The sequence below is a fragment of the Undibacterium sp. TC4M20W genome (assembly GCF_049340245.1).
Lineage (GTDB): Bacteria > Pseudomonadota > Gammaproteobacteria > Burkholderiales > Burkholderiaceae_D > Undibacterium.
The window spans coordinates 91797-110478 of the sequence record NZ_JBMPPI010000007.1; the positions used below are offsets into that span (position 1 = coordinate 91797).

At 49.9% G+C, this 18682-nt stretch carries 11 protein-coding genes; 4 read left to right on the top strand and 7 right to left on the bottom strand.

Translation table 11 applies throughout. The features are described from left to right. Positions 1-672 carry a ribose-5-phosphate isomerase RpiA gene (rpiA, locus tag ACO0LL_RS11560; RefSeq protein WP_422951016.1) on the top strand — a complete coding sequence of 224 codons (672 nt, stop codon included), beginning with the start codon at positions 1-3 and terminating at the stop codon, positions 670-672. Positions 673-786: 114 nt separating this feature from the next. Further along, complete coding sequence (locus tag ACO0LL_RS11565; RefSeq protein WP_422951017.1) at positions 787-1539, top strand: carbonic anhydrase family protein; 753 nt, start codon at positions 787-789, stop codon at positions 1537-1539. Positions 1540-1638: 99 nt separating this feature from the next. Here the strand turns inward: ACO0LL_RS11565 and ACO0LL_RS11570 are convergent, their stop codons facing one another. The 3 genes from ACO0LL_RS11570 to ACO0LL_RS11580 all read right to left on the bottom strand — a co-directional run bounded on the left by ACO0LL_RS11570 (position 1639) and on the right by ACO0LL_RS11580 (position 4615). Next, positions 1639-1911 (bottom strand): oxidative damage protection protein, encoded by a 273-nt coding sequence (locus ACO0LL_RS11570; protein ID WP_162041666.1) that lies wholly within the window; start codon positions 1909-1911, stop codon positions 1639-1641. A 65-nt stretch (positions 1912-1976) separates the two neighbouring features. Beyond that, positions 1977-3287 (bottom strand): amino-acid N-acetyltransferase, encoded by a 1311-nt coding sequence (gene argA, locus ACO0LL_RS11575; protein WP_422951018.1) that lies wholly within the window; start codon positions 3285-3287, stop codon positions 1977-1979. 173 nt (positions 3288-3460) lie between these two features. Further along, complete coding sequence (locus tag ACO0LL_RS11580) at positions 3461-4615, bottom strand: tetratricopeptide repeat protein (protein WP_422951019.1); 1155 nt, start codon at positions 4613-4615, stop codon at positions 3461-3463. Between the two features lie 212 nt (positions 4616-4827). Here ACO0LL_RS11580 and hrpA point away from each other — a divergent pair, with 212 nt between their 5' ends. Together hrpA and ACO0LL_RS11590 are read left to right on the top strand one after the other, a co-directional pair. Next, positions 4828-8994, top strand: coding sequence for an ATP-dependent RNA helicase HrpA (gene hrpA / locus ACO0LL_RS11585; protein WP_422951020.1), 4167 nt, complete (start codon positions 4828-4830; stop codon positions 8992-8994). A 130-nt stretch (positions 8995-9124) separates the two neighbouring features. After that, the gene (locus ACO0LL_RS11590; RefSeq protein WP_422951021.1) at positions 9125-10021 is read left to right on the top strand and encodes a DMT family transporter; all 897 of its coding nucleotides are present in this window, start codon (positions 9125-9127) and stop codon (positions 10019-10021) included. An 8-nt stretch (positions 10022-10029) separates the two neighbouring features. Here the strand turns inward: ACO0LL_RS11590 and ACO0LL_RS11595 are convergent, their stop codons facing one another. The 4 genes from ACO0LL_RS11595 to ACO0LL_RS11610 all read right to left on the bottom strand — a co-directional run bounded on the left by ACO0LL_RS11595 (position 10030) and on the right by ACO0LL_RS11610 (position 18681). Beyond that, positions 10030-10629, bottom strand: coding sequence for a hemerythrin domain-containing protein (locus tag ACO0LL_RS11595; protein WP_422951022.1), 600 nt, complete (start codon positions 10627-10629; stop codon positions 10030-10032). Positions 10630-10780: 151 nt separating this feature from the next. Continuing rightward, positions 10781-12835, bottom strand: a complete 2055-nt coding sequence (locus ACO0LL_RS11600; protein WP_422951023.1) for a S46 family peptidase — start codon at positions 12833-12835, stop codon at positions 10781-10783. Between the two features lie 120 nt (positions 12836-12955). Beyond that, positions 12956-14818 (bottom strand): oligoendopeptidase F, encoded by a 1863-nt coding sequence (gene pepF / locus ACO0LL_RS11605; protein ID WP_422951024.1) that lies wholly within the window; start codon positions 14816-14818, stop codon positions 12956-12958. Positions 14819-15111: 293 nt separating this feature from the next. Next, positions 15112-18681, bottom strand: coding sequence for an ABC transporter permease/M1 family aminopeptidase (locus ACO0LL_RS11610; protein WP_422951025.1), 3570 nt, complete (start codon positions 18679-18681; stop codon positions 15112-15114). Between the last annotated feature and the right edge of the window lies 1 nt (position 18682).

Here is an 18682-nt window from a genome sequence, read left to right on the forward strand (position 1 = left end):
ATGACTCAAGATGAATTGAAACTTGCCGTCGCCCAGGCGGCAATTGCTTATGTAGTAGAAGGTGAAATTGTTGGCGTAGGCACAGGTTCTACAGCGAACTTTTTTATCGATGAGCTGGCCAAGATCAAACACAAAATCAAAGCAGCTGTTGCCTCTTCTGAGGTGACGGCGGCACGGTTACGTTCTCATGGTATTACCGTGCTGGATTTGAATGAAGTGACATCCATGCCAGTGTATATCGATGGCGCAGATGAAATCACGCCGCAAGGGGCCATGATAAAGGGCGGCGGTGCGGCTTTGACGCGTGAAAAGATCGTTGCATCTGTTGCTGAAAAATTTATCTGTATCGCTGATGGTTCCAAGCTGGTGGATGTCCTGGGCAAGTTTCCTTTGCCGGTAGAAGTGATTCCCATGTCGCACACAGTGGTTGCGCGCAAGCTCAATACACTGGGTGGTGAGGCGCGTTTGCGTCTCAAGGATGGGCAGCCATTGCTGACCGATAACGGCAACATGATTTTGGATGTGCATGGTATGCAAATCCAGGATCCGCTCGCTATGGAAGCTCAGATTAACAATATCGTTGGAGTGGTGACGGTCGGTTTGTTCGCGCGTCAAGGTGCAAATGTTTGCCTGCTGGGAACTGCAGATGGTGTTAAAACACTGCAATTCTGAATTGAGTTGGGGAGCTCAGCCGGGAAATAGTTCAGGTTGGTCTGCTGTAAATCTGTGCAAATGCAGATGAATGAGAAGTCATCCGTTGTTCAATTTTATGAGGAGATGAGACAAATGAATACAAGCATGAATACCTATAAAAAAGCATCCGCATCCCTGAGCTTTCTTGCTGCGTTGACGACGGCCTTGCTGGTGACAGCCTGCGCTTCGCAGTCTCCAACCGCGAGCCAGCCTCCCATCAGCGTTGCGATGACACAGTCCATGCAAAGCAAGATTAGCCCCGATATAGCAATATCGATGTTGAAAGAGGGGAACCAGCGTTTTGTCTCAGGCAATATGCTCAAGCGAGACTTGCCAGGGCAGGTGAAAACCAGTGGCAGGGATGGGCAGTTCCCGTTTGCCAGTATTGTCAGTTGCATAGACTCACGTTCTGATCCGGCATTGGTATTTGACCAGGGTATAGGTGATTTATTTACCGCCAGGGTTGCTGGCAATATCGTCAATGAAGACATACTTGGCAGTCTTGAATATGCTGCCAAGGTGGTCGGTTCCAAAACCATCGTTATTCTTGGGCATTCACATTGCGGTGCCGTTAAAGGTGCGTGTGATAATGCCAATCTGGGTAATCTGACACAGTTGGTAGCCAAGATCATGCCAGCGGTGAAATCTACGCCAGACACTCATGGTAGTGACCGTAGCTCTGCAAATCACCATTTTGTCGATGCTGTGGCAGAGATGAATGTCAAGATGACGGTCAAGGCAGTCACAGAAAAGAGTGTGATATTAAAAGAAATGGCGGACAAGGGGCAGATCAAGATCATTGGTGCGATGCTCGATGTAGAAACCGGCAAGATAGAGTTTTATTGATACAGTTCAGGCCGAAACAAGAAAGCCCGCTTTAGCGGGCTTTCTTGTTTGTGTACAGCTAATCTATGTGCAAAATACGTGCAAAATATTGTGCAGCTCTTATTCTGTTGGCGGAACATAGCCGCTAGCAGCATCTGCACCGTCACCAAAGAAATGTTTTTCCATCTGGGTCGCCAGATACTTGCGGGCGCGGGTATCGGCCAGGTTCAGGCGGTTCTCATTCACCAGCATGGTCTGGTGTTTCAGCCAGGCCGCCCAGGCTTCTTTGGACACGCTTTCGTAAATGCGTTTGCCCAATTCACCTGGGTACGGTGGAAAGTCCAGGCCTTCGGCTTCTTTGTCTAATTTAATGCAGTGGACCGTACGGGCCATGTTGGTACTCCTTAATATGAATCTTGGTCAATCTTGAAAACAGCGTGAATTATACGGTCAATACTCTAGAGTTGCTTGATCAAAACCAGGGACTTGCGTTGCCAGTTATACATTTTTTGCCTGTCTTTTGGCAAATCATCGACTGATGCACTGACAAAGCCTCGCTTCAGGAACCAGTGTGCGGTGCGTGTCGTTAACACAAACAGGCTATGGAAGCCGGCGCGGCGTGCGCGTTTTTCCATGTGCTTGAGTATGCGTTCGCCATCGCCCTGGCTTTGCACGTCGGGGTTCACAGTCAGGCAAGCCATCTCTGCCATTTTTTCGAATGGGAAAGGGTATAAGGCTGCGCAGCCGAAAATCACACCATCATGTTCAATGACAGAGAAGTAATTGATTTCCCGCTCTATCAGTTCCCGGCCACGCTTGACCAGCGTGCCATCGGCTTCCAGCGGTTCTATTAGCTTGATGATGCCGCCTACATCTTCAATCGTGGCTTCACGCAGGCTTTCCAGGTTTTCTGAAGACACCATGGTGCCCACACCATCATGGGTAAATAATTCCAGCAGGGCAGAACCATCCATCTTGTAAGGAACTATATGGATACGTGGAACACCACCGCGCGAGGCCTTGATGGCATGTTCCAGGTAAAACGCTGAGTCCAATGGCAAGTAAGCGGCTTTTAATTCCAGCTCTGCTTGCATGAAAGATAATTCACGGATTTCATCGTTGTCCTGATCCACCATCATCGGTGTTTCAGAAATAAAAATCAGTTTGTCAGCACGCAAGGCAGTGGCGGCAGAGACGGCCACGTCTTCCATGGTCAGGTTGAAAGCTTCACCAGTCGGGGAGAAACCCAGCGGGCCCAGTAGTACCAGGTTGCCTGCATCAAGAATGCGGTGGATGGTGTCATATGCCACTTTGCGGGCGATACCCGTGAGCTGGAAATCGACCCCGCCAACGATACCGATAGGTTTGGCAGTAACAAAATTGCCAGAAATGATGCGGATGGCGGCATGTGCCATCGGTGTATTTGGTAAGCCCTGGCTGAATGCGGCTTCTATATCGAGACGCAATTCACCGGCAGCTTCTTTCGAGCATTCCAGCGCAGCTGTATCGGTAATGCGTATGCCATTATGAAATTTGCCTTCAACATTACGCAGGGCCAGTTGTTCAGCTACCTGTGGTCGTGAGCCATGGACAATGACAACTTTAATGCCAAGTGCATGCAAAAGTGATAAATCTTGCGCCAGAACCGGCAGGGCACCTGCCATAACCAGTTCACCTGGAAACGCGACCACAAAGGTCTTTCCACGGAAGGCATGAATATAGGGAGCGACTGAGCGCAACCATTGAACGAATTGAAAGGGATTTTCCATTCGCCAATTATAATCTGAGACGCAAAAATGCATGAGGCAACAACGTGGTCGAATTTCCACATTGTTGACGTCATAGTCAGGAGATAGGGGGATTACCCCTCATATTACCCTTCATCATAGGTCCTGAACCGTCTGAAACCATCCCAAATCAATTCAAATAGCGCCCAACGTCCTTAATTGTGAGAGTACGTTGCCTTGATTTTTTCCAGTTTGCTGGCATACAGGTTTTGCGCCTTGCGCGTAGTGCTATTGGCCTTGGCCAGTGTCAGTTCATCGACAGCATCCCGGGTTTCGCCTAGCCTTAAATGTGCCAGTGCCAGCCATAAATGGAATTCATCATAATTCGGGTCGCGCCTGAGTTCGCGTTTGAACAGATTTTTTGCTTCGGCATAGTCACCGCGTTCCATGGCAGCCATCCCTCGGTTAAAGAAATGAAAAGGTGGGTAAGGTTGCAAGCTTTCCAGGCGGCTCATGTATATTTGCGCTTCAGCCCGGCGTTCGCTCTTGCGTAACACTTCTACAAGGTTGCTGAGTGCCATGACGTTTTCAGCCTCTTTGCCGAGTATTTGTCTGAACACATTTTCAGCCAGCGCGAGATCACCATGCTGCCTGTAAACCACGCCCAGGGTATTGTAGGCAGCAGTAAAATCCGGATCACTCATCAGGGCAGAGCGGGCGAACCAGTAGGCATCGTCCAGCTGTTGCAGAGCCAGAGATTCGGCTGCGCGGTTATTGAAATACATGGCGATGACGGTTTCTTCCTTGATCATTTCCGTACGTTGACCACGAAGATCTTTTGGCGGCAGAAAATCGATCACCATGGATTGCGAATACTCCTGAGTAAAGCCCTTGAATGCCGATTTGTGGCCCAATACGATATTGACATGTCCGGCAGCAAAATAGATGTCGTTATTGCGGCTCCATGATTCATCGACCAGGACATTTTGATATTGCACATCCATCCCCAGTTCTTTTGCCAGTGCTGCGGTCATCAGGACCAATGACAAGCAATTGCCCGAGCGTGCCTTGAATGCCTGTGCTGCATTGCGTGTAATTTCGGCATCATATTCCAGCCTGATCTGACCTTTGCTGGAAAGTGCATCAAACAGGGCCTTCTGTGGGGATTTGAGTCTTAATTGCGAGTTGATATCATTCTTGATGTAAGAGCGCATTTCATCGCTGAGCGCCATGACATCGTCAGTGCTGATGACTTTAGCGGGAGGGGTAAAACCTGCATCATGAAATTGCAGATGGCTGATTCTCTGGCCAGGTTGGCTGGCGCAGGCCGTAAGCAAAATACTGATCAGCAGTGTGATCCAGATTTTCATTTTTTGTCTCCCCGTGTAACCAGGTTTTGAACCTCGCACGCCTAGGTATAGTTTGACTGCTTGCTTGGCCTCTGGTTCATTATAGGATAAATAAAGACGGGTTTGATTTATATGAATCTCCACTTGTTGTTCAGCAGGTAGAACATGGATAACATGGCAAGCAATGCAACATTTCCTGTTCGGCGCGAAAATCTGGGATAATGCGCAGCGCTATGTCTTCAAATCAAACACCTAAAAACTCCCCCAAGAAAGCAACGCTCGGTGCGATAGATGGTTTATCGGGATTGCGAGAGCTTCGACAACAATTGCGTGAAACCACCGCGAAGTCTGAAGTGCCTGAAAACAAACCACGCAATCTCAATGAAGGTGGCGCAGAGCAAGTGCGCCCTGCACGAGCGCAGCAAGCAAGGGCGCCAGGATCTCGTCAGCAGTCAAGACCTCAGTCCGGACGCGTAGCCAGCACAGAAACTGGCCGGAATAGCAGCAAAGACAATCACAAACAAAAAACAGCAGTGCCAGCGAGGGAAGAGCCAGCTCTGCCTTTTCGCAATGCCTTGCCACCGATTAGCTTCCCCGAAGAATTACCGGTATCTGGCAAGCGTGCAGAAATTGCCGAAGCTTTGCAAAAGCATCAGGTCATTATTGTTTGCGGTGAAACTGGTTCAGGCAAGACCACGCAGTTACCCAAAATCTGCCTGGAGCTGGGACGCGGGCAAAAAGGCCTGATAGGCCATACCCAGCCGCGCCGTATTGCCGCTTCTTCCACTGCCAAGCGTATTGCACAGGAATTGAATTCGCCACTCGGCGAAAACGTAGGTTTTAAAGTGCGCTTTACCGATACCCTGAGCAAGGGCGCATCGGTCAAGCTGATGACGGACGGTATCTTGCTGGCAGAAACCCAGACCGACCCGCTGTTAAAACAATATGACACCATCATCATCGATGAGGCGCATGAACGCAGCCTTAATATTGATTTCCTGCTCGGCTATCTCAAGCAATTACTGCCCAAGCGCCGTGACCTGAAGATCATCATCACTTCAGCGACGATAGATGCGCAGCGCTTTGCCAATCATTTTGCTGATACGCGTGGTGGCGAGCCCAAGCCTGCTCCGGTGATCGAAGTATCAGGCCGCTTGTACCCTGTAGAAGTGCGCTATCGCCCTATACAAGACACAGAAAAAGATAAAGAACGTGATTTGATGACGGCGATTACCGATGCCGTTGATGAATTGTGTCGCGTAGGTTCTGGCGATGTACTCGTATTCTTGCCAGGCGAGCGTGAAATTCGTGATGCTGCTGAAGCCCTGCGCAAGCATCATCCACCGCATGTAGAGATTTTGCCGCTGTTTGCCCGCCTCTCAGCACAAGAACAGGAGCGGGTATTCAAGACCTCGAATGCGCGCCGCATTGTTCTGGCGACGAACGTGGCCGAAACCTCGTTGACCGTGCCCGGCATACGCTATGTCGTTGATGCCGGTCTGGCACGCGTCAAGCGCTATAGCTATAGAAATAAAGTCGAGCAATTGCAGATAGAGGCGGTTGCCCAGTCTGCAGCCAATCAACGTGCCGGTCGTTGCGGCCGCGTTGCTGCTGGTGTCTGCATACGTTTGTACGATGAGCAGGATTACCTGCAAAGGCCAAAATTTACCGAGCCAGAAATTCTGCGCTCCTCACTGGCTGCTGTCATCTTGCGTATGAAATCCTTGCGCCTGACCGACGTAGAAACTTTCCCATTCATAGAACCGCCGCCTGGCCGGGCGATTGCTGATGGTTATCAGCTCCTGCAAGAACTGGGGGCGATGGATGAAGTCAATCAGTTGACGCCGGTGGGCAGGCAGCTCGCCAAACTCCCGCTGGACCCGCGTGTCGGCCGCATGATTCTGGCTGCGCGTGACAACCAGGCCTTGCAGGAAGTGTTGATCATTGCTGCCGCCTTGTCGGTGCAAGACCCGCGTGACCGTCCCATGGATGCGCAGGCTGCAGCCGACATGGCGCACAAGAAATTTGCTGATGAAAAATCTGAATTTCAGTCTTATCTGAAAATCTGGGCATGGTTTGAAGATGCTATTGAGCACAAGAAAACCAATCGCCAGTTGCAAGACAATTGCCGTGCCAATTTCCTGAGCCAGATGCGCTTGCGCGAATGGCGTGAAGTGCATTCACAATTGCTGACGATAGTAAAAGAGCAGGGCTGGCGCTTGAATGAGGCACCTGCCACCTACGAGCAATTACACCTGTCTCTGCTGACTGGTTTGCTCGGTAATATAGGCTATAAGTCAGATGAAGAAGCATATTACCTCGGCGCACGCGGCATCAAGTTTTATATCTGGCCGGGTTCTACCCTGGTCAAAAAAGCTGGGCGCTGGATCATGGCGGCTGAGCTGGTGGATACCACACGCCTGTATGGTCGTTGCATTGCCCAGATTAATCCGGAATGGCTGGAGAAGATAGGCGAACATCTCCTTAAAAAATCCTATGGCGAACCACGCTGGGAAAAACGTGCAGGCCAGGTATCTGCCTTTGAACGTGCTACCCTGTATGGTCTGGTGGTGTATAGCCAGCGTCGTACACAGTATGGTTTGACGCACCCTGTTGAGGCGCGCGAGATGTTTATACGTGATGCTCTGGTCGAAGGCGAGTTTGATACCCGCGCACCTTTCTTCGCCTATAACCAGAAACTGGTACGCGAGATAGAAAACCTCGAACACAAATCACGCCGCCTCGACGTGCTGGTGGATGAAGAGCTGATCGTAGCTTTTTATGATCAGCATTTGCCAGCCGACGTGTGGAATGCAGTCCTGTTTGAGCAGTGGCACAAAGAAGCGACCAAGGCTAATCCCAAACTCTTGTACCTGAACAAAGACGAGCTGATGCGCCATGAAGCAGCAGGCGTCACTACGGACTTATTCCCCAAGACCATGCAGGTCTCGGGTGTGGCTTTGCAGCTCAGTTATCACTTTGAGCCTGGCAGCCCACGTGACGGTGTGACCCTGACTGTACCTTTATTTTCTCTGAATCAGGTGTCGGCTGACCGCTGCGAATGGCTGGTGCCTGGCATGCTCAAAGAAAAAGTGCATTTGCTGATCAAGTCCTTGCCGCAAAAAATACGTCGTCATTGTGTGCCTATCCCTGAATATGCAGCAGGCTTTTGCGAGCGCAATGATTTCGGAAAAGGCAATTTTCTTGATGCCGTGATTGCCGATATACGCGAGCAAAAAGGCCTGCTGTGCAAGACTACGGATTTCAAATTCGAGACCGTGCCCGTGCATTTGACGATGAACTTCAAAGTCGTAGATGAGCATGGCCGTCAACTGGAAATGGGCCGTAACTTGGCCAGCCTGCGCGCTGAGTTTGGTGGCCAGGCACGCGAGAGTTTTCAGCGTATTGCCAGTGCCGAGAAACTGGCGCTGCTGGATAGCAATCCAGTTGCCGCCAAACCTGCTGTTGTCTCAGAAGACAAGTCAGTCCGTAATGCTGGAAAACCTGCAACTGCGAATGTCCAGACTACTTCTGCTGTACCAGCATTCAAGCAGGAAAACCTGACGGCCTGGACATTCGACAGCCTGCCAGAATTGCTGGAAGTCCAGCAAGGCAAGCAAACTCTGATTGGCTATCCGGCGTTGGTGGATAAACTCACACATTGCCATATCGAAGTGTTTGATGACCCTGACGAGGCCGCACGGGTGCATCGCATAGGCTTGCGCCGCCTGTTTGCCTTGCAATTAAAAGAGCAGATCAAGTTCCTGGAAAAAAATATCCCAGGCTTGCAGCAAATGGGTATGCAATTCATGGCGCTGGGTTCGCAGGAAGAATTGCGTGACCAGATTATCCAGGTTGCTATAGAAAGCGCTTTCCTGCAAAGCCCTTTGCCTGCGAATTCGGGTGAGTTCAATAAACGCCGTGACGAGGGTAAGGCTAGGTTGAATTTGCTGGCGAATGAAATTGCCCGTACTGCGGCGCAGATACTGGCTGAGTACCATGGCTTACCCAAGAAACTGCAAGGCATCAAGGCGCATGCGCAAGCGGCTGCAGATATGCAGACGCAATTGCAGATGCTGGTGACCAAGCACTTTATTTCGGAAAATGATTTCACCCAGTTGTCGCATTTCCCGCGTTACCTAAAAGCGATCACGGTACGCATGGACAAGCTGCGTGCTGATCCTGCACGTGACCAAAAGTTGCTGGCAGAGTGGAATAGCGTGGCTCAGGCATGGCAACGCCACCCGCGCAAGACCGGGCCGGATGCTGATCCAAAACTGCTGGAATTCCGCTGGTTGCTGGAAGAGCTCAGGGTATCTTTGTTTGCTCAGGAACTGCGTACGCCCATGCCTGTGTCCGTCAAGCGCTTGCAAAAAGTGTGGGAGAGTTTGCAGCGATAGCCGTCAATAGATCAGCATTAAATGAGTAATAGCTTGGCTGCAGGCAAAGCTTGTTTGCTTGTTGTATGCTGAGGGCAGGCTTCAGGCTAATCAAGCTGAAGCCTGCTTCTTTATCGACAGCCAGAAATCCATGAATCACAAACTGAACCCTGCAACCATATTTTTGCTTGTTATCCCGCCTTTGCTATGGGCTGGCAATGCTGTCGTCGGGCGCATGATACATGAGCTGGTGCCACCGATTACCCTGAATTTCATACGCTGGGTGCTAGCCTTTTTAATACTCTTGCCCATGGCTGCCCACATTTACCGCCGCGACAGCATGTTATGGCGCAACTGGCGGCGCTATGCCTTATTGGGGTTGCTGGGTGTTGGCTTATACAATGCCTTGCAATACCTGGCCTTGCAAAGTTCTACTCCCATCAATGTCACCCTGGTTGCAGCCAGCATGCCGGTGTGGATGCTGATCGTGGGTCGCTTGTTTTTTCAAGCCAAAGTTACGCGTTGGCAGATGGCAGGCGCGCTATTGTCTATTGCCGGCGTGCTGATAGTCCTGAGTCGTGGTGAATTTGCGCAATTACTGGCTTTGCGACTGGTCCCGGGCGATATCTTCATGATCATCGCTACCATTACCTGGTCCATTTATAGCTGGCTGCTGACACGTGGGAATGATGGTGAATTGCGCAATCACTGGGCTGATTTTCTGCTGGCGCAAGTCAGCTTTGGTGTTTTGTGGTCAGGCGTGTTTTCTGCGGCTGAATGGGCCGTCACCAAACCGGCGATACACTGGAGTCCTGCATTATTTGCCGCCCTGGCTTTTGTTGCGGTTGGTCCTGCGGTGATTGCTTTTCGCTGCTGGGGTCTGGGTGTGCAAAGAGTAGGGCCGAATGTCGCTGCTTTTTTCAGTAACCTGACGCCCTTGTTTGCAGCCATGATGTCATCTGCATTCCTCGGTGAATTGCCGCATGTGTTTCATGCGCTGGCTTTCATGTGCATCGTCGGTGGCATTATCTTGTCTTCACGGCGCTAGATTCTGGCTCAGACAGGGTCTGCAACGCCTATCGGGGCTGGCGCTATATTGACAATGAGCGAGAATAATTGCTCGTATTTATGGCGCTCACCAGCATCATCAAGCATTTTGCGGTTCTCCATAAATGCCGCATCGACTTCCTTCCAGTCCCTGTCATTCAATACTTGCCTGGCGATAGGCATGATGCGTTCTTCTTCAGCGCGCATATGGGCAAAATAAAAGTGTGCGTATTGTTCCACCAGATCACGAAACTGCGGAAAGGCAGCTTTTCCTCCAAACTCGTAATCGAGCAAGGCATGGAATAGCCGGTGTACCATCAGCTCACCCTTACCATGTTGTTCGCTCAAGGCATCCAGTTCATTGTCGAGCTGGTGCGTCCTTTCCTTGATTTTGGCAAACAGGTATTGATCTTCCTTGGGATGGTGGACTTTCTCAGGATATTCCATGATGTAGTAAACCATGGCGCGGAACACCTTCAAGTCAGGTGCATTGCCGCCACTTTCTATTTGCCGGACGAAATAGCGCATGCCCTGTATGACTGAAGACAAGTGTTCATGTTCATCCTGGATGATGCGCAATGAAGCAGGGTAAATATTTCTGATGGACATGACAGGCCTCCTTGCTATTCTTTTTGCTACTTTACTTTGGCGAAGGCAAGGGGCTGTTGATCAGGATCAAAAGTGTGGGTCGGTGATAGCCAGATTAAAAAAAGCCACGCGAGCTGATGCTGGCGTGGCTCCAGACATTTCCAGGATGGTCTTATTTACCGCTCAATTCCTTCAGCAAGTCCTGAGCGTGGTAAATTTTATCCATGGCTTCCAGTATGCCGCCGCTATGCACGGCGACACTGCGGTTGCTGCGTTCATCAAACCAGAAGGCTCCACCTAAAGAATGGATATTGCCATCAAATACCAGACCGACAATTTCGCCATTTTTGTTGATGACAGGGCTGCCTGAGTTGCCGCCTATGATGTCATTATTGGTCACGAAATTGTAAGACTGTTGTAGATTCAACTTGTTTTTCGCAAGATGCCAGGATGTGGGCAGGGCAAAAGGGTAGGCTCCTGTTTCGTGTTCGAAAGCACCGGCAAAATTGGTGAAGGGTTTAATGGCTTGCTCACCGGCTTGCCAGCCTTTGACCTCACCATAAGACAGGCGCAGGGTGCCTGTGGCATCGGGGTAAACGCTGGTGCCGGTCTGCAAAAAGCGTGCTTGTGCAATCAGCTCAGCATTTTTTTGCACGACGGATTGCACTTCCTGTTCCATACGCTTGCGTACGCTGCGCGAATCCGCATCGACTGCCAGTGCCAGTTTGATGAACGGGTCATCTGACTGGATGATGGCTTCTTTGCCGCCATTCCATAAGGTCTTGCGGTATTCAATATCAGCCAGACGGGTTTTGCTGACCAGTTTTTCCGTCAGTTGTTCAGGGGAGAGTTTGCCAAGTACCTGTTTGACGAAGGCATGATTGCTACCTAGGTCTTCGCGCATCTTGGTCAGGGAATGTGTCAGTTTGACTTTTTCAAATTCAGGGTAAATTGGCGCTTTGGAAAACACCATCTGCTGGATACCTGGCAAGCGGGTGTCGGTAAATTCTGGCAGGCGCTCAGCATTGTTTTTGATCTTCTCATCTGCCGCACGGACAAGATTACGGGCTATGCGGAAATAATCGCTGGAAAATGCTTCTGCACCTTCTGTCATACTGGAAATTCTGTGTAACTGACGGTAGTTCTCCTGTGCCCTGGCGATGGCATCCCAGGCGCCACCGACTTTTGCCTTGAGCTCTGGCCTGGCATCGACAAACTGACGCAATGCGGCTTCTTCAGCTTGTTTGCGGGCGATGAATTCCGGGTCCAGCAGAGTTTTTAATCTGCCCACGCCAGCCTTGTAACTGTTTTCTGTACCGAATAACAGATGATCGGCAGTGCGCGCTGCTTCCGGGCTGGTTTTACGGTATTGCGTGAGCACGCCGCGCAATTCTGCCAGATGCTGTAGTCTGTCGATCAAGCCGATGTCGCGCAGGCTGTTCAGTTGCGCCATCGTCAACTGGCGCTGGGTAGAGCCAGGATGACCCGTAATGAAGGTCATTTCACCTTCTTGTGGCCCGGTTTTACTGAAGGGAAAAAAATTCTTGATTTCAACCGGTTTGCCATTCTCATACACCCGCAACATGGTGATGTCGAGGTCATAGCGCGGGAAATTGAAATTGTCCGGGTCGCCACCAAAAAAGGCGATAGATTTTTCTGGTGCCCATACCAGGCGCGTATCGGCATAGCGGTGGTATTTATACAGATGGTAGCGGCCACCATGATAAAGATCGATGATGTCGCAGCGGGTTTTTTCTTTGTCTTCACCCACGCAGGCTGAGGTCAATTTGGCGTGAATAGCATTTTGTGCCTGTTTGAATTCTGTGCCTTCCAGACCTGCGGTGGCTTTTTTGACCTCGTCTGTCACATCACTGATATCTTCCAGACGATTTAATTCCAGCGCTGGGCATATTTGTTCTTCTTCCCGTTTTTTTGCCAGGAAGCCGTTTTCTACATAATTTTGTTTGGCGGTCGATAATTGCTCTATGCAGCCTGAAGCACAATGATGATTGGTCATGACCAGACCATCTTTGGAGACGAAAGAACCAGAGCAGCCGGGCAGTTTGACTGAGCTCAGCATGGTATTCCTGACCCATTCTGCCGTAGGCTTGAAGCCATATTCCGCTTGCAGCCTGGTGCCGGGTAAATTGTCTAGTGTCCACATACCTTCTGCGGCCATCGACAGCGCCGGCAATGCCAGGCTCAGCAACAAGAATTTCTTTTGCATCTTTTTTCCATTACCTTGAAAATAAATTGCCTCTCGCCAGGGGGGGGCGGGAGGCAGGGTTTTTTCATGTTCAGATGCTCATCTTTGTTGAATCAGCTTCTGATAGATTTGCGTATTGTATTAGCGTTTTGCCTGTATTGCTTCAATCTGATCCATGATTTTATTCATGCGCACAAACACTGCCTGATACGGGGCGGGTGAGGCCAGATCAACTCCTGCGCTCTTGACCAGTTCATAAGGATAGGCAGAACCACCCGCTTTCAATATGTTCAGGTACTTATCCCTGGCGCCAGTTTGGCCCTTGAGTATTTCGTCAGCAAACATTGAGCCTGCAGCGATGGATGTAGCGTACTGGAATACATAGAAGCGGTTATAGAAATGTGGGATGTATGCCCATTCCACAGCATAGGTATCGTCTATCTTCATGACGCCTTCTTTGTCGCCATGATAGCTTTTCAGGATGTCGCCATAGATTTTCGACAGTGCTTCACCAGTCAGGGATTCGCCTTTATCGACCTTGGCATGTACTTCGCGCTCAAAGTCGGCAAACATGGCTTGACGGAAGAAAGTGCCGCGCAGGTTTTCCAGCGCTGAGCCCAGGTAGAGCAGGCGTTCGTCATCGCTCTTGGCGATTTTCAACATATGGTCCAGCAGGAAGACTTCATTGGTGGTCGAAGCAATTTCTGCCGTGAAAGTAGGGTAGTCCGCACTGATGAATGGCTGATGTTTATTGGCCAGATAAGAGTGCATGGCATGACCCCATTCATGGCCCAGAGTCGAGACAGACTCATAATCATCGTTGTAGTTCAACAGCAGGTAAGGATGAACATCATAGGCAGCGCCATTCATATAGGCACCCGAGCGTTTGCGTGGACGAGGATAAACATCCATCCAGCGTTCAGTCGTGGCTTTTGCCATGGCCTTGGCGTAGTCATCACCCAGCGGCTTGACTGACTCCAGCATCAGCCTGACACCATCCTTGATAGGATATTTAAAATCACCAGACACCAGCGGCGGATAAATGTCGAAATAACGCAGGTCTTTTACACCGAGCAGTTTGGCGCGCAGTTTGAAATAGCGGTGCAGGGTAGGGAGGTTGGCGCGGGTCTGCGTTACCAGTGTGTCATACACTTCACGTGGCAATTTATTGTTATCCAGCGCCTGTGTCAGCGAATCCGGGTAATTGCGTATCTTGGCGTAGGCCGAGTCACGTTTTAACTGTTCGTAGAAGGTCACGCCATAGCTGCGCTCAAACTCTTTCCATTTTCCCCAGAATGCATCAAACACCAGTTGGCGGTCAGCACGGTTGGGTGCAGCACGGTATTTGGTATAGGCAGCCTGGTCTATGCGTACTTCTTCACCTGTCGATAGTTTGACTTTAGGCCAGGGCATTTCTGCATTGGATAAAGTCGAATAGACAGCGCTGGCGGTATTGGTCGCCATGCCAAAAGTGGCGATAAGTTCTTCGCCCTTTTTGTCCAGGGTGTGGGCGCCTGAGCGCAAAATGTCATCGAGCTGGTGGGCATAAATCTTCAGGCCTTTCTCTTTGGCCTGGAATGCCTGGATTTTTTTTGCTCCTATGCTCAGAATTTCCGGGCGCAGGAAAGAGGTGGCTTCTTCGACCTTGCTACCCAGAATATCTGAGCGTTGGCCCAGGTCCATGCCGGCATTATCACCAGTATCCTGATCGCGGAACTGGAAGGCATAGCTGGCCAGTTTGGCATAGCGTTTGGATAAATCAGCGTTCAGATCCAGGCAAGTCTTGAAGCGGGCGATATTGTCAGCCAGATGACCACTACAGGTTTGAAACTGTTTTAACTGCACTTCCAGCATGACGGCATCCTTGTCCCAGTCTGCCTTGCTCTGATACATATCATTTAAATTCCAGCGGTCTGCTTCGGTCTCGCTGGGGTGGGCAGCAAAGGCGAAGCTGGGTAAGGTCAATGCAACAGCGAACAAGTTGCGAACAAGATGTTTATGCATGGTTAATGGTCCAGTGTGGATTTTTTGGATTAATGGATGTGCAACAAAGGCAGGGTAGTGGCTTATTATTTATTTGATATGAGTACTTTTCAGTATGGTCATATTGGCCCTGCACTTGAGGCCATATTCTGGTCTGAAAGTTCACAATTGAAAAGCAAAATTGGAAATATATTTACCATAAGTCCAATATTTAATTATTAAATTATTACTTTTATTCCAGGCGGCAATAAATGAGGTAATCCAAGAAAGGGAAGGCGAACTCTGGCTCGCCTTCCCGTGCAGATGAGTAGAAATTATTTTCTAACCAACTCTACTTTGATCAGATTGTCATCCGGTTTGCGATCTACATATTTGATATCTGGATCTATGCCTGCCTTGGCGGGCAAGTCTTTGACGACGAGCTTGAACACCATTTCTTTTTGATTGATGAGCTGACGCTGACGTAGCAAAGCTTTGCCGTCTTTGTCATCTATGCCTATATCCATCCAGTCTTTCAAGGGAACTTCTTTTTCCACACCCAGTTCATCTGCCTTGAGTTTATTGCTGGTGACTTTGAGCGTCACTTCATACTGCCCGTCAGGCAAGATATGGGCAACAGCTGAAATGGCGCGGTTTTCATACAGGGTGATAGAGTCAAACAAATCATCAATCACATATTGCTGATCAGCCGGTGTGACTTCTCGCAATGCCCTGGTCAGTGCCGTGCTGCTAGGGTAAGGCGCACCTTTGTTGGCATGGCGTGCAATGACCAGGCGCAGGGCCTGATTGACTTTGTCCTCACCGATCTGGTCTTGTAGCAAATACATGGCCAGGCTGCCTTTGGCATAGTGGATATAGTCTTGATTTTCATTACGTGCCAGCGGTAATTCTTTTTTTCTCTCCTGACTGCGGCCTTGCAAATACCTGTCCAGCTCAAACTGTAGAAAGCGGCGCATGGTTGCATCACCATAGGTATGCTTCATGACCATCAATGCAGAATACTGCGCCAGGGTTTCTACCAGCACGGTGCCACCTTTGCTATTGCCTGAGATGACCTGATGTGCCCACCATTGATGGGCGACTTCATGTGCGGTCACATAGAAGGGATAATCCACTTCTTTGGGATTATTGTCATCAACGCGGGCAATGAAACCTATGCTTTCTGAAAACGGTATGGTGTTAGGAAAAGCCTGGGCAAATCTCGCATAACGCGGAAACTCAATGATACGGACCAGTTTGTGCTGGTAAGGACCAAAGTTTTGCGTGTAGTAATCCAGCGATTTTTGTACGCCTTTTACCATACGGTCCAGATTGTATTCATGCCCTTTGTGGTAATCGATTTCTATAGGGATGTCATGCCATTGCGCCTGTTTCACTTTATAACGACCCGACAGGAAAGCATAAAAATTCAAAATAGGCTGTTCAGGCACGTATTGATAATAATTACGGCCATGTTCTTGCCACTGGCGCTTTAAGGTGCCAGGCGCAACGGCCATCTGATCTGCAGAAGTTGAAACCACCGCATCAAAATTGATCCAGTCAGCGTCATTGGCGATATAGCTGTTTTCCAATGCCTTGGGATCATCGGTTTCAGCCATTCTTTCTTTTTCAGGCAAGCCTTGCTCGCGCCTGGCTTTGTCTTCCCGCAGCTCCAGCGCAGCCTGATAGCCTATGTGAGGTAAGAGTGTGCTGTTGAAGAAGCTGCCATTGTAATAAAGGTAGCTGCCCTGGCTCATGCCCAGGAAGTTTTTGGGCTTGATATTGAGCTCAAAATTGAGTGTCAGTTTCTCACCTGCTGCCAGCGGTTTTTTCAGCTTGTAGCTATGGAAGCCCAGCTTGCCATCGGCAATATTTTTTTCACTGGCAAGATCAAACTCCATCTTGATGATATCGATATCTTCTTTTTGGGTGATAAATATTTCCTGTATCGCCTGCTTGCTGCGATTCACTAGTTGGTAATTCCCTTTGATGTGGGCGCTACGGGTTTCAGGATAAAGATCGACGTTCAGTTTGACGTCACTGATACGTGGCTGTACATGGCTGGCATATTGTTTATAGCGTTTTTCATACTGGGCATTGTCAGTCTGTTGCGCAAACTGGTTTTGGTAAGTATTGAGGACGTTAGTGAAATAAAAGATCGCAGCGCCAGTCAACACAAAGATACAACTGCCAGACGCGAGCAAAATGACATTGCCGCCTTTGAAAGCCTGTTTCGCTGAGCGCAAGCGCAGGCGGAAATCAGTAGTCGTGCCGCGTACCCACATCATCAGGGACAGGCTGACCAGTATCAGGGCGGCGCCTGTCCAATAAGCCAGATACCAGCGTGAAAGCGCCAGCATGTGACCATAGCCATTCATGTCAGAATAGGTGAAGGCTGGTGTCACTCCATAGCGGAACATCGGATGTTCAATACCCAGTGCAGGCAAGGCTATCGTAGCTGCGTAATACAGTACGATCAAAAAGTAAGCCAGGTATTTGTGATTGACGATAGCTTGCAAGGAAATCGCAAGCACCGCCAGCAAGGCATAGTCAGGCCACTGCATCAGGAACAATTGTTGCAGATACTGGGTCAGCTCATAGTTGGTATAACCCTTTATCGTCTGTATCAGGATGCCGCACAACATCAGTACAAACAGCATGATGCCTTGCAAAATGATCAGTGCGATCAGTTTTGCAGTGAAAGGCAGGTAATTGGGTATCGGTAGTGCATCAAGCAATTGCGCAATACGTGCATCCCGTTCGCGCCATACCAGTTCACCAGCATAAAAAGTGGTAATGGCAAGCATGAATATCCCGAAGCTGCCACTGAGAATTTCGAGTACTGCATAAGTCACGGGATAAGTGGGTGTGCCAAACATCTTAGTGATGGAACTGGAAACCGCGAACATGAACAAGACGCCTGCCAATAGCATGACGATGAAGTACACGTTTTTGACTGACTCGCGCAAATTCAGCATGCTCTCGGCATACAGCAATTTCCAGTTGCGGCTACTGGCGAAATTCGGCGTGACTTTTTGCGGTTGGATAATGACAGGGGGAGTTGCGGCCTGCTCCTTCTTTTGTTTGCCAGCCGTATTGACGGTAGCGAATTGAAAGCGCCAGTAGCATAGCGCCAGGCTGGCAAAACCAAGAACCAGCCAGATCAGGCGGTTAATCAGGAACACGCCGTCCAGCGCAATCTGGCGGGTATTCTTGTCGGCGATGCTCCAGTATTCAGTCACCATGCTCACAGCAGAAGAACCGAAAGGATCAAGCAGGGCGGCCATGGTCTTGTTATCCAGATCAGCCCGCAATGAACGGGCGACCAGGTAGCCGATAATCAGCAGCACGCTGGATACATACACCGGCATCATGCGGCGGCTCAGTGCCCCAAGGGTAAAGAAAATGCCACCAAAAATAATAAAGTTTGGCAAGATTGCATACAGATAGGGCATCAGATAAGACAGGGCTTGTACTGGCCCCAGCCTGACAGCCTCCAGACCCGGCAGATAGCAACCCAGCCATGCGCCCAGGCCAAGCCCAGAAAAGATGATAATGGAAGTCAGCAGCGCACCTGAAAAGCGGCCTGCAAGATATTGGAATTTGCTGATGGGGGCGCTATAGAAAAAATGCCAGGTATGATGCTCTATGTCCTGATGCGTCGCTTGCCCCATCAAGGCCGCGACTGTGCTGATGCCTAGGTAACCAAGAAAGGTAATGCTCTGAAAAACTGCCACCGGCGCATTGACATTGACCTTGCCACCAAAGCCTATGGAAACACCGGGAAAGACACCACCGGCAGCCGCCATCCATAGCAGGGCCAGACTGAAAAAAACCAGAAAATAAACATAAGTAGAAAGACTGCGCGACTTCTGACGCAGCTCGAACATGAGTATCGCTAACATG